Source organism: Bradyrhizobium sp. SZCCHNRI20481 (assembly GCF_032485055.1).
Taxonomy (GTDB): Bacteria; Pseudomonadota; Alphaproteobacteria; order Rhizobiales; family Xanthobacteraceae; genus Bradyrhizobium.
The window spans coordinates 1-12,289 of the sequence record NZ_JAUEUE010000010.1; the positions used below are offsets into that span (position 1 = coordinate 1).

The window sequence follows — 12,289 nt, forward strand, 5'->3', positions numbered from 1 at the left end:
GCCGGCAATCTGCTGACCGGCTTCTTCGCGATGGCCTTCGCCTTTGCGCTCGCATGGAGCGGGTGGGGCGACTTGCGCAAGCGCGAGCAGGCGGCACGGGTTCTGGACGCCTTCGAGCTGGCACTGAAGGTCAATGCGCAGATCCCGCTCGAGCGCGGCCAGTGGAATCTGCTCGCGGCGGCCGGGTCCGCCTCGGCGGATGATGTCGCCAAGCTCGACAAGGCCATCGCCACGACGGACGAGTCGCTGGTCCAGGCCAAGACCGCCGCGCAAGTAGCGGGACTGCCGACCACCAATCTCGATGCCGCAGCGACGACATTGCGCGGCGTCCGTTCCGCGGCGCGCAGCGCGGCACCGCTTCCGGCCGCGCAGCGTCCGGCGAACATCCAGGCGACGACCACGGATGGCCTCGGTCGCGCGGCCGAGTCTCTGAATGCCGCCATCGACGAGTCCGCGATCGAGCTGTCGCGGGCCGGCGGCGAGATCGAGAACCTGTTGCCGTCGGCCCAGCTTGCGCAATTGGCGCAATCGATGCGCACGATCAACGGCGCGCGCTCCGCCGTGTTGCGCTTCTTCATCCAGAACACCAGCTGGACCCCGGCGCGTCTTGCCGAGGTGACCGAGCAGAGCGGCCAGGTGACGTTGCTGTGGCAGCAGATCGAGCTTGCGGCGCGCAGCGTTCGCAATACGCCGGAAGTGTCCGCAGCGCTCGAGCACGTTCGCACGACCCTGATGGGCGCGGGCGAACAGCGCTACCGTCAACTCGTCACGGCGGGGCGCGACGGACAGCCGTCGCCGGTCACGGCGGAGGAGTGGGGCCGCTGGACGACGCCGATGCTGAACAACGTCATCGTGCTGCGCGATGCTGCGCTCAAGTCCGCGCATCAGGCCATCGATCAGGCCATCGGCGCGGCGCGGCTGCGGCTGTTCATCGCGCTCGGCGTTCTGCTGCTGGTGGCAATCGTGTCGGTCGCCGTGGTCATCGGCATCGTCCGTGGCGTCGTCGGCCCGCTGGTCGGACTGACCGGCGTGACCCTGCGGCTCGCCAATGGCGAGCTGAGCGCCGACATTCCGAACGAGTCCCGCAAGGACGAGATCGGCGCGATGGCGCGCGCCCTGAAGATCTTCAAGGATGCGCTGATCGCCAAGAAGGCCTCGGACGAGGCCGCGCAGCGCGACGCACAGGCGCAGATCGATCGGGCCCGGCGGCTGGATGCGCTGACGCGCAACTTCGAGTCGACGATCGCCGACATCGTCAACACCGTGTCGTCGGCGGCCTCGGGCCTCGAAACGTCGGCGGATATGCTGACAAACACCGCCAACCGCTCGCAGGAGCTCAGCACTGTGGTGGCGGCTGCGTCGGAGGAAGCTTCCGCCAACGTTCAGTCGGTCGCCTCCGCCACCGAGGAGCTCTCCTCGTCGGTGACCGAGATCAGCCGTCAGGTCCAGGCGTCGGCGCGCATGGCCGGCGACGCCGTGCAGCAGGTGCGCCAGACCAATGGGCGCGTCGCTGAATTGTCGCAGGCCGCAGCCCGCATCGGCGACGTCGTCGAGCTCATCAACAGCATTGCCGGACAGACCAATCTCCTCGCACTCAACGCCACCATCGAGGCGGCGCGCGCGGGCGACGCCGGGCGCGGTTTCGCGGTGGTCGCGACCGAGGTCAAGGCGCTGGCCGAGCAGACGGCGAAGGCGACCGAGGAGATCTCGCAGCAGATCTCAGGCGTGCAGGCCGCGACGCAGGAATCGGTGAATTCGATCCAGGCGATCAGCTCGACGATCGAGCGGCTTGCCGAGATCGGCGCGGCCATTGCGGCGGCGGTCGAAGAGCAGGGGGCTGCGACGCAGGAAATCTCCCGCAACGTGCAGCAGGCCGCCCACGGCACCCAGCAGGTCTCGTCCAACATCACGGACGTGCAGCGCGGCGCCTCGCAGACCGGCTCGGCCTCCGCCGAGGTGCTGTCATCGGCCAAGTCGCTCGCCGGAGATTCCAACCGGCTCAAGCGCGAGGTCGGCAGCTTCCTGGAAGCGGTCCGCGCAGCGTAAGAAGCCCGCCTTTCAAGCGCACAAGAAAAAGCCCGGACGACGTCCGGGCTTTTGTTGTTTGACCGTAGCCCGGATGAGCGAAGCGATATCCGGGGCCTGTTCGACAGGACGAGATGAACCTGGATGTCGCTTCGCTCATCCGGGCTACGGGAGCGGGCTACGACGCCAGCATCTTCCGGTACAGCGCGTTGTAGCAGGCGGCCGACAGGTTCCAGCTGAAGGAGCGTGCCATCGCTGACAGCCGCATCTCGTTCAGCCGTTCGGTGCTGGTGAACGCCGAAAACGCGCGCTTCACCCCGCCGAGGAAGGATTCCGCCGACGGCTTCTCGAACAGGAATCCGGTCTCGCCATCGGTGATGGTCTCGGCGAGGCCGCCGGTCTGGTGGCCGATCGGCAGCGAGCCGAAGCGCTGGGCATACATCTGGCTCAGGCCGCAGGGCTCGAAGCGCGACGGCATCAGGGTGAAGTCGCTGCCGGCGAAGATGCGCCGCGCCTGCGCATCGTTGAAGCCAATGGCGACCCCGATCGCGTCCGGCCGGCGGCGGTGAGCCTCCATCAGCGCGCGCTCGATGGCGGGCTCGCCGGTGCCGGTGACCACGATCTGGCCGCCGGCGCCGACGATCTCGTCGGCGGCTTCCAGCACCAGGTCGATGCCCTTCTGATGGACGAGGCGCGCGACGATGCCGAACATCGGACCGCGCGACACGGCGAGGCCGAACTGCTTGCGGACGTAGTCGGCGTTGGCCTTCTTGCCCTTCCAGTCGCCGGCGGCGAAGGGCTGCGCCAGCTGCTGGCAGTAACGGGGATCCCAGCTCTCGTCGATGCCGTTGAGAATGCCGGTCAGCTCATGGGCGTTGGAGCGCTGCCGGAGCAGGCCCTCCAGCCCGCAGCCGAGCTCCGGCGTCGTGATCTCCTGCGCATAGGTCGAGCTGACCGTGGTGAGATGCGACGCATAGACCAGGCCGCCCTTGAGAAAGGACAGCTTGTCGTAGAACTCCAGACCGTCGATGTGGAACGAGGATTCGGGGGCGCCGATCCGGCGCAGCGACTCGCGCGGGAACAGGCCCTGATAGGCGAGGTTGTGGATGGTCAGGATCGAGGGAACCTCGACCCCGCGCCATGCCAGATAGGCCGGCACCAATGCGGCCTGCCAATCGTTGGCGTGCACCAGATCGGCTGCCCAGTTCTCATCCAGCGTGCCCGCCGCCAGCTCGGCAGCGGCGGCGGCGAGACGGCCGAAGCGGATGTCGTTGTCCGCCCAGTCCTGCCCGTTCTCGTCGCCGTAGGGATTGCCCGGACGGTCATAGAGCTCGTCGCAGAGCAGGACGTAGACCGGCAGGCCGTCGCGGGTCGAAGACCGTCCCAGCGCGCAGCCTGGCATCTCTGCCAGAGGAGCGCATTGGCCGACGATCTCGATGTGAGTGAGTTGCTCGATCACGTCCCGGTAGCCGGGCAGCATGATCCTGACGTCGGTGTGTGAGCGCAGTGCCCGGGGGAGTGCCGCCGAAACGGCAGCCAGTCCGCCCACCCGGACGAAATCGTCCATTTCGGTCGTAACGAACAGAACCCGCAAGAGATGTCCTCGATCAAGCCCCATGTTCGTCCTATGCAAGAAAAGGTCCAAATTCAGTCGTGAAGAAAAGCGTCGCCCCACCGCGGCGGAAGGCCAAACGCTTTCGACATCGAATGGTTCGAACTAGACTCCCCACGCACCGCGCCCGATGGCTTACGCTTCGTGAATCGGCGAAGAGGAAGTGGATCATGCCGGCTTCGGCGTGCGGAAAAGAGAACTCCACCAGGGAGCTGCGCTCGTGAGTCTAGTTGGAAACGATGAGAGCCGTTTGACAGGATGCTTCGCGGGGCTGCGCGTCCTGGATTTTTCGACCACGATCGCCGGCCCGCATTGTGCACGCATGCTTGCAGACATGGGTGCGGAGGTGATCAAGATCGAGTCAGCCGAAGGTGAAACCATGCGCATCCGGCCTCCGATGCGCGGCGGCTGCTCCACCGCCTTCGGTCAGCTCAACGTCGGCAAGAAGAGTGTCGTGCTCGATTTGAAATCGCGCGACGGCGGCGAGGCGGTGCGTCGGCTCGTCACAGGTGCCGACATCCTGGTCGAGAATTTCCGGCCCGGCGTGATGCTGCGGCTCGGGCTCGACGATGCGACCTTGCGCAAATTGAACCCGCAGCTGATCTACTGCTCGATCTCCGGCTACGGCCAGACCGGCCCCTCGGCGGAGCTCCCGGCCTATGCGCCGGTGATCCACGCGGCCTCGGGCTATGACATGGCGCATCTCGCCTACCAGCCCGGGCGCAGCCGGCCTGACTATTGCGGCATCTATCACGCCGACGTGGTGACGGGGACCTATGCCTTCGGCGCCATCGCCTCCGCCCTGTATCAGCGCGAGCGCACCGGCCGCGGCCAGCACATCGACTGCTCGATGCTGGAATCGATGCTGAGCCTGACCTTGAACGAGATCCAATGGTCGCAATTTCCCGTCGCGCAGCCGTCGCGGCCGACCTTCGGCCCGGCGGAGTGTCGCGACGGCTTCGTGATGATCGCCATCGCCAGCGAGAAGACGTTCCAGAACCTGATGACGGTGATCGGACATCCGGACTGGGTCGATGATCCCAGATTCGCAAAATATTCCGACCGGCGGGCAAACTGGGGCGCGCTGATGGATGGCGTCGAGGCCTGGTCGCGCCGGCTCACCGTCGCCCAATGCCTGGACGCATTGAACGCGGGCGGCGTGCCCAGCTCGGCCTACCGCAGCGTGGCCGATGCGCTGGCCGATCCGCAGATCGCGCATCGCGGCGCGCTGGCCGACGTGGAGGATGCCGCCGGGACCTTCAAGGTCGTCAACCTGCCGTTCCGGATGTCGGAGGCAAAGGTTGCGGCGGGCCCGCGGGCTGCAAGCCTCGGAGAGCACACCGTGGAAATCCTGCGGGGGGCTGGCGTAAGCGACGCTGCAAGACCTTGAGCTCGTGAGCCAATCCGCTGCAGGGCTGCCATGACCGCACATGTTGCGCGCAGCCTTGCCGCTCCACGTGTTTCCAGCCAATGTCGCGATATCGCAAGAACAGTCCGGACCAGCCGGACGCGCTCATGCCGGGAGGAGGTCCAAGGCGACGTTGCCGCGCGCAGCCTCGCCGCTCGTCCCGTCGATGCGCCGTCCGGTCCCGCCCGCATCGGACTACGGGAGTGAAAGCATGAAGAGCTTCAAGGTCACCGATTTCAATGCACCGCTGACCGAGGTCGACGAGCCGACACCGCAGCCCTTCGGCAAACAGGTGCTGATCAAGGTGAAGGCGGCCGGCGTCTGCCATAGCGATCTGCACATCTGGGAAGGCGGCTATGATCTCGGCCACGGCCGCAAGCCGCTGTCCCTCAAGGATCGCGGCGTGTCGCTGCCGCGGACCATGGGCCATGAGAGCGCCGGTGAGATCGTGGCGTTCGGGCCCGAGGTCACCGAAGCCGAGAAGGGCGGGCTGAAGGTCGGCGACGTCGTGCTGGTCTATCCCTGGATCGGCTGCGGCAAATGTGCCACGTGCCTTGCCGGCGACGAGAACATGTGCCTGAAGCCGGCCTCGCTCGGCGTCTATTGCGACGGCGGCTATGCCGACCACATGACCGTGCCGCATCCGCGCCACCTGATCGATCTCAAGGGGCTCGATCCGGTGACGACCGCGCCCTACGCCTGCTCGGGCGTGACGACCTACAGCGCGCTCAAGAAGGTCGAGAAGGATTTCGACACGCCGATCGTGATCTTCGGCGCCGGCGGGCTCGGGCTGATGGCGCTGTCGCTGTTGAAGGCCATGGGCGGCAAGGGCGCGATCGTGGTCGATATCGACGCGCGCAAGCGCGAGGCCGCGTTGGCGGCCGGCGCGCTGGCGGCGGTCGACGGCAAGGCGCCGGACGCGCTCGAGCAATTGAACAAGGCCGCAGGCGAGCCGATCCGGGCCGTCATCGACCTGGTCGGCAATGCCGCCACCGCGCAGCTCGGCTTCGACTGCCTGACAAAGGGCGGCAAGCTGGTCATCGTCGGCCTGTTCGGCGGCGGTGCGCCGTGGGCGCTGCCGCTCATTCCGATCAAGGCGGTCACCATCCAGGGCAGCTATGTCGGCAATCTCCGCGAGACGAAGGAGCTGCTCGATCTGGTCCGCGCCAAGAACATCGCGCCGATCCCGGTGACGCCGATGCCGCTCGCCAAGGCCAACGATGCCCTGCGCGAGCTGCAGAAGGGCCAACTCGTCGGCCGCGCCGTGTTGACGCCGTAACTCCCAGCCAATCCCGTCATTGCGAGGAGCGAAGCGACGAAGCAATCCAGAGTCTCAACCTGAGTCCTGGATTGCGTCGCTTCGCTCGCAATGACCGAGCTAACTCACTCGTATTGTGAAGAAAACATGCCCTCCACCAACGCACTCCACATCGCAGTCCTTCCCGGCGACGGCATCGGGCCGGAGGTCATGGCGCCAGCGCTCGAGGTGCTGCGCAAGGTCGAGGCGAGGGCCGGCCTGTCGTTCCGTTTCACCGAGGCCCAGGCCGGCGCCACCAATTATCTTGCGACCGGGGTCTCGATCGCCGAATCCACGGTCCGGCTGTGCGAGCAGGCCGACGCGATCCTGCTTGGCGCCTGCGGTCTGCCGTCGGTGCGCTATCCCGACAACACCGAGATCGCGCCGCAGATCGAGCTGCGCTTCCATTTCGATCTCTATGCCGGCGTGCGGCCGGCGCGGCTGATTCCGGGCGTGCCGAGCCCGATCGTCGGCGCCGCCGAGCACGGCATCGACTTCGTCGTCATCCGCGAGTCGACCGAGGGCCTGTTCGCCTCGATGGGCAAAGGTGTGGTGACACATGAGGAGGCGCGCGAGACGCTCGTCATCACCCGCAGGACGTCCGAGCGGCTCTTCAACTTCTCCTTCAAGCTCGCCGCCCGCCGCAAGGATCGCGGCCGCTCGGGGACATTAGCCTGCGTCGACAAGGCCAACGTCTTCAAGGCCTTCGCCTACTTCCGCAAGATTTTCGACGAGGTCGCTCAGCTTCATCCGGATGTGAAGGCAGATCATCTCTACGTCGATGCGTGCGCGTTGATGCTGGTGAAGCGCCCCTGGGATTTCGACGTCCTGGTCACCGAGAACATGTTCGGCGACATCCTCTCCGATCTCGCCGCCGGCCTCGTCGGCGGCATGGGCATGGCGCCCTCGGCCGACATCGGCGACCGCCATGCGGTGTTCCAGCCCTGCCACGGCACCGCGCCCGACATCATGGGGCAGGGCAAGGCCAACCCGACCGCGATGATCCTGTCGGCCGCGATGATGCTGGACTGGCTGGCGGACACCCATGGCATCGAGGGCGCAGCCGAGGCGGCCCAGCGGATCGAGCAGGCCGTCGACCAGGTCTATGCATCCGGCCTCAAGCCGTTCGAATTCGGTGGCAATGCCGGCACGATCGACGTCACGAAGGCGGTGCTGGAGGCGCTTTAGAGCATGATCCGGAAAAGTGGGAACCGGTTTTCCGAAACGATCATGCTCAAACAATGAGAGATAGGATCATGATGCGTTTTCTTGGAAACGCATCATGATTTAATTAGCGTCCCTTGAAGGCCGGCTTGCGCTTCTCCATGAAGGCGCGGCGGCCCTCGCGGAAATCCTCCGAATCCATGCAGGCATCGCCAATCCGCTTGATCGCGGCTGTGTCGCGGCGGCTTTCGTCCTTCAGCACTTCGGCGATGGTGATCTTGGCGGCCTTAACCGCCAGCGGCGCATTGCCGGCAATGGTGCGGGCGATCTCCAGCGTGGCCGGCAGCAGCTCGTCGATGCTCATCATCCGATCGACGAGGCCGATCCGCAGCGCCTCCGCGGCATCGATCCGCTGGCCCGTATAGAGCAGCAGCCGCGCCTGCGACGGGCCGACCAGGGACACCAGATTGCGGAGACCGTCGTAACCGTAGGCGATGCCGAGCCTGGCGGCGGGGATGCCGAACTGGCTGTCCGCGGCGGCGAAGCGCATGTCGGTCAGCATCGCGATCTGCAGGCCGCCTCCGAGGCAGAAGCCGCGGATGCAGGCGATCGTCGGCTTCGGGTAGCCGGCGAGCAGCGCCCGCTGGGCGGCGCTTCGCTCGGCATAGGCCTCGGAGGCTGCGGCGTTGTGGCGGCTCTGCTCGAACTGGCTGATGTCGGCGCCGGACACGAAGGCCTTGTCGCCGGCGCCGGTCAGCACCACGACCCGGATCGCCTCGTCGTCGCGCAGCGCCACCAGCGCCTGGCCGAGCCCCTCCCACATCTCCAGCGACATCGCATTGCGTTTGTCCGGGTTGTTGATGGTGATGATGCCGACGCCATCGCCCGCTCTGGTCATGAGGATCTTGTCCCCGGCGAAGGTGGTGGGGAGCTCGGAGATGATCGGCATGGAGGGTCCGTCGGCAGGAGGGCAGGCGGCCGGCATCGTTCACCGCGCCGGTGACGGCGTCAATGTGGGTTCAGGACATGATGGGCAGGCAAGGGACGTCCGGGCCGATGCTCTCGACCTGTGCACGGATCGTCCAGGAGAGAACGCGAGCCCTTCACGATCAGCGTCGGCCGGACGGGACCGAAACGCCGGCATGCCGCCACTTCCTATGACGGCAGGGGAGCACGAAAAAATAAAGGCGACGAAGCCTCAGACCGCGCAGCGATCGCTGGGCGGACGAGAAGGGCCGGTGTGTCGGCCACGCCGATCGCTCGGCCTTGAGCCGAGGCAGTGAACTCGCCCGAGCTGGCAGATCGCCTGGCGCCCCCAAGTTGCGCCCTCGAGCGAAGATGGCCCATAACCATCACGGGCAGACCTGTCTGACGGATCAGACAGCCTTGCCTATTCTTCGTTCGCTGCGATCGATTCCATCAAGGATACCAGCTGACGTTGTACCGTCTGGTCCTTGATCTTGCTGTAGGCGCGCAGCAACCGCAGGCTGAAGGCGCTGTCCAGGAACAGGAGGCTCTCGACCTCACGGGCCTTGCTGTCGCCGTCGTAGAAGAACGTCACGGGCACGTCGAGCGCGGTGGCGATCTGCTGCAGACGCGCAGCGCCGACCCGGTTGACGCCCTTCTCGTACTTCTGGACCTGCTGGAAGCTCACGCCGAGCTTCTCGCCGAGCTCAGCCTGCGAGATCTTCTGCTCTACACGCCGCAGGCGAATCCGCTTGCCGAGCTCGATGTCGGGCTTGCCCGCACTGCGCTGCTTCATTTTCTTTGCCGCTGATTTGTTCATACTGATTTTACCGTCCTTCCATCGGAAAGCCCCCGAAAAGATGGGTCAGGGGTTCACCCATATATACTGTTTTAAGTTGCTGTGGATGGATGAATTCGTCCTTAAACCACGGGTATTTGCCAGGGTTAAAGGCCTCCACCAGCCAGTCGATCATGTGACGCACCCTAGGGATGCGTCCAGTGGTGGCATGGTAAGACAGCCAGATGTCGTAGGACCACTTGAGATCAACCTCAAGCGGTATGATCTTCCCGCCCAGGGCACTCGCGTAGGTTGGGAAGACTCCAATACCGGCGCCGTGCGCCACCGCCCAGTAATTGGCGCTCGAGACATTGGTGGTCATCGCGATCAGGTCCCGCTGCTCAAAACCGGGAAAGATGGTGGCGAAGGCGGCGTTGGCGGCGGCTTCGTCCGCCACCTGCAGAACCAAGCGATGTTTGACGAGATCGTCAATCGTCTTTGGGATGCCAAATATCTCCAGATATTTCTCGCTCGCAAAGCACATCAGGTGCATGCGGCCGAGCCGGACCAGCTTGACGTCGAGCGCCGCCGGCCGGGTGAGGTGGATGGCGACATCGGCCTCGTGACGCGACACATCGGCCGAGCGCATCGCGCAATAGAGGTCGACCATGACGTTGGGGAAGCTCTGCTGAAATTCGACCAGCCGGGGCGCCAGCCAGAACGTGCCGAGCCCCTCGGTCACCGCGACTCGGACCTCGCCCGACGCAGCGCCGGCGAGACCATCGCCCGCGCGCAGCAGTTCGAATGACGCGGCCTCCATGTGCTCGACGGCGGAGACCACCAGCGCGCCTTCGTCGGTCAGCCGAGCGCCGTGGACATCGCGCGTGAACAGCGTCGCGCCGATCTGCCGCTCGAAATCATCGATGCGCCGCCGTACGGCATTGATCGAGAGCGTCAGCCGCTCGGCCGCGGAGCGGAAGCTGCCGGCCCTGACAACCTCGAGGAAGATCCGCGCTGCATCCCAGTCGGTGAGACTTGCCAGCGCCGATTTGCTCATGGTTGACTTTGCCGGGGGGGCCCGGCCCGTCACAGTTCTTGCCGGCTTGCTCGCCGCTGCGCCCCTGGCGCCGCCACTCTCTCGGCTCAGTTCGATGCTCGATCCTGCCGCAGCAGACGAGTCGCCGTGCTCCCCTGGCGCCAGCGTCGCAGGGGTCTCGGCTAGGTCCTGGCGTTCCTTCTGAGGAACGCCCCGTTCCGCCGCAACGCGCATACAAGCTCTCTCCGCCTGCTAGAGTGATTCCGATAAATTACGGGCAAGACACGTTCGTGCCATGATTTGGTTGAGCGATCGAGGGTCGATGAGTCTGCTACCTTCAGTTCTCTGCAGCATGGTCTTACCGGCGGCAGACGCGCGGTCTGACACATCATGTAGGACAAGGACACGCTTAGCGCGAGTCGAATCTAAGATCGACTCTAAGATCGACGGTTTTTGCCTGGACCGCAATGAAATGGTATTCGAAGATGGTCCGTTGTCATGCTATCTTGATGAACGGATCGTGGCGCTGACTCATCGAATGCCGGGAGCGGTGGCGTATCTTCACCCTGCGTCATGCCAGGACTGAGCCGCATGGGCAAAGCGCAGGGGAGCAAGGACATGACGTATTTGGAAGCCATCCGCGAGTCGGGAGTTGCTCGGCTCCATCTCGTCGCACGCTAGAACGGAAACGACGCCTGTGGCCAATTCAGACGAACAAATGCTTGCAGTGCTTGCATCCCTGGAGCAGTGCCGCGCCATGCTCGCGGCAACGGGCAATCGCGAATCGGCACATTTGGTCTCGGTTGCCATCCTCGACCTGCGTATGAAGCTGAACCGTCTGAGCGAAGACGATCTGAAATCGCTCTGCGATGAGATGGTTCAAGCTGACAATCCCGACAAGCTGCGCGATGCGAAGCTACAGCCGGGTCAGCGCCGGCCACCGTTGCTTCGAGTGGTGAAATAGCACAGTTCGATGTGTGCACAAGGGTGCATTTAGCGCATTTGTGATATGTCGTGATCCCACAGTGAGCGCGCACCGGCTCGCAGACGAGCCGGTTGGAACGAGGCGGACACTCCCATCGCGGCGGGGGACTTCGCCAATGAGGCCCCCGATCCGGGGACGTCGGGCTCTGTCCTCGCGAAAGCCCGCAGGCGGTGATCATCGGTGGCCGCCGTAACTTCGGCACGTCTGTTGCGTATTCCCGGCATCGGCGGCAAGAAGCGTCGTGCCCCGGCTTGCGCCTGGAGGGGCGTATCGCGGGACTCGCATGATCCAGAACGTATCGATTCCGGCCGCGTTCATTGCTGGCCTGGTCAGTTTTCTTTCGCCCTGCGTGCTACCGCTGGTTCCGCCTTATCTGGTCTATCTCACCGGCGCCACGATCGAGCACATCGAGAGCGAGGAGCCTCCGGCCGCGTCGCGCCGCGCCGTGATGATCTCGGCTGCACTGTTCGTGCTGGGCTTCTCGACCGTGTTCGTGATGTTGGGGGCGAGCGCTTCGCTGATCGGCGGCCTGATCCGGGCCTGGTCGGAGCAGTTGTCCATTCTCGCCGGCATCGTCATCATCGTGATGGGCCTGCACTTCCTCGGCCTGACCCGGATCGCGTTCCTGATGCGCGAAGGTCGGCTGCCGATCCCCAAGCCGGTCGGCCTGTGGGGCGCCTACGTCATGGGGCTCGCCTTCGCCTTCGGCTGGACGCCGTGCATCGGGCCGATCCTGGCGGCGATCCTCTCGATCGCAGCCGCGGAGACGACAGTCGCCAAGGGGGCCGGGCTTCTTGCCGTCTATTCCGCCGGCCTCGGCATTCCGTTCCTGGTCGCGGCGTTCATGATCGAACAGTTCTCGGCGCTGTTCATCCGCATGCGTGGCCATCTCGTGAACATCGAGCGCGCGATGGGCGTGCTGATGATCGCCACCGGCATCGGCTTTCTCACCGGCGCGGTCTCGACCTTCAGCATTTGGCTGCTCGAGACGTTCCCGGCGCTGCAGAGGTTCGGCTGA

Annotated in this window: 10 protein-coding genes; 6 read left to right on the top strand and 4 right to left on the bottom strand. The window is 65.2% G+C overall.

The window, feature by feature from the left end:
• Positions 1–30: 30 nt before the first annotated feature.
• A complete protein-coding gene (locus QX132_RS17295) occupies positions 31–2,046 on the top strand; it encodes a methyl-accepting chemotaxis protein (protein WP_410052871.1) in 2,016 nt (671 codons plus the stop codon).
• A gap of 157 nt (positions 2,047–2,203) precedes the next feature.
• On the opposite strand, the gene glgA is transcribed toward QX132_RS17295, so the two are convergent.
• A complete protein-coding gene (glgA, locus tag QX132_RS17300; RefSeq protein ID WP_316162111.1) occupies positions 2,204–3,619 on the bottom strand; it encodes a glycogen synthase GlgA in 1,416 nt (471 codons plus the stop codon).
• 238 nt (positions 3,620–3,857) lie between these two features.
• Between glgA and QX132_RS17305 the strand changes: the two genes are divergently transcribed.
• The 3 genes from QX132_RS17305 (at position 3,858) to QX132_RS17315 (ending at position 7,530) form a co-directional block, all read left to right on the top strand.
• The gene (locus tag QX132_RS17305; RefSeq protein ID WP_410052869.1) at positions 3,858–5,027 is read left to right on the top strand and encodes a CaiB/BaiF CoA transferase family protein; all 1,170 of its coding nucleotides are present in this window, start codon (positions 3,858–3,860) and stop codon (positions 5,025–5,027) included.
• A 229-nt stretch (positions 5,028–5,256) separates the two neighbouring features.
• The gene (locus tag QX132_RS17310; protein WP_315776388.1) at positions 5,257–6,324 is read left to right on the top strand and encodes an alcohol dehydrogenase; all 1,068 of its coding nucleotides are present in this window, start codon (positions 5,257–5,259) and stop codon (positions 6,322–6,324) included.
• Positions 6,325–6,450: 126 nt separating this feature from the next.
• Complete coding sequence (locus QX132_RS17315; RefSeq protein WP_315758501.1) at positions 6,451–7,530, top strand: isocitrate/isopropylmalate dehydrogenase family protein; 1,080 nt, start codon at positions 6,451–6,453, stop codon at positions 7,528–7,530.
• A 103-nt stretch (positions 7,531–7,633) separates the two neighbouring features.
• Here the strand turns inward: QX132_RS17315 and QX132_RS17320 are convergent, their stop codons facing one another.
• The 3 genes from QX132_RS17320 to QX132_RS17330 form a co-directional block, all read right to left on the bottom strand.
• Positions 7,634–8,455, bottom strand: coding sequence for an enoyl-CoA hydratase (locus QX132_RS17320; RefSeq protein WP_316162112.1), 822 nt, complete (start codon positions 8,453–8,455; stop codon positions 7,634–7,636).
• A 441-nt stretch (positions 8,456–8,896) separates the two neighbouring features.
• Positions 8,897–9,292 (bottom strand): helix-turn-helix domain-containing protein, encoded by a 396-nt coding sequence (locus tag QX132_RS17325; protein WP_015668220.1) that lies wholly within the window; start codon positions 9,290–9,292, stop codon positions 8,897–8,899.
• A 7-nt stretch (positions 9,293–9,299) separates the two neighbouring features.
• Complete coding sequence (locus tag QX132_RS17330) at positions 9,300–10,520, bottom strand: LysR family transcriptional regulator (protein WP_315799032.1); 1,221 nt, start codon at positions 10,518–10,520, stop codon at positions 9,300–9,302.
• Positions 10,521–11,004: 484 nt separating this feature from the next.
• On the opposite strand from QX132_RS17330, the gene QX132_RS17335 reads away from it, so the two are divergent.
• On the top strand, positions 11,005–11,250 hold the full coding sequence (locus QX132_RS17335) for a hypothetical protein (RefSeq protein WP_315737708.1): 246 nt from the start codon (positions 11,005–11,007) through the stop codon (positions 11,248–11,250).
• 304 nt (positions 11,251–11,554) lie between these two features.
• Positions 11,555–12,289 carry a cytochrome c biogenesis CcdA family protein gene (locus tag QX132_RS17340; protein ID WP_315758506.1) on the top strand — a complete coding sequence of 245 codons (735 nt, stop codon included), beginning with the start codon at positions 11,555–11,557 and terminating at the stop codon, positions 12,287–12,289.

What these genes read in the sequence shown, in the direction of transcription:
- QX132_RS17295 (WP_410052871.1), top strand. Translation starts at nt 31, where the DNA reads ATGGCCTTCGCCTTTGCGCTCGCATGGAGCGGGTGGGGCGACTTGCGC.
- QX132_RS17310 (WP_315776388.1), top strand. Translation starts at nt 5,257, where the DNA reads ATGAAGAGCTTCAAGGTCACCGATTTCAATGCACCGCTGACCGAGGTC.
- QX132_RS17315 (WP_315758501.1), top strand. Translation starts at nt 6,451, where the DNA reads ATGCCCTCCACCAACGCACTCCACATCGCAGTCCTTCCCGGCGACGGC.
- QX132_RS17320 (WP_316162112.1), bottom strand. Translation starts at nt 8,455, where the DNA reads ATGCCGATCATCTCCGAGCTCCCCACCACCTTCGCCGGGGACAAGATC.
- QX132_RS17325 (WP_015668220.1), bottom strand. Translation starts at nt 9,292, where the DNA reads ATGAACAAATCAGCGGCAAAGAAAATGAAGCAGCGCAGTGCGGGCAAG.
- QX132_RS17330 (WP_315799032.1), bottom strand. Translation starts at nt 10,520, where the DNA reads ATGCGCGTTGCGGCGGAACGGGGCGTTCCTCAGAAGGAACGCCAGGAC.
- QX132_RS17335 (WP_315737708.1), top strand. Translation starts at nt 11,005, where the DNA reads ATGCTTGCAGTGCTTGCATCCCTGGAGCAGTGCCGCGCCATGCTCGCG.
- QX132_RS17340 (WP_315758506.1), top strand. Translation starts at nt 11,555, where the DNA reads ATGATCCAGAACGTATCGATTCCGGCCGCGTTCATTGCTGGCCTGGTC.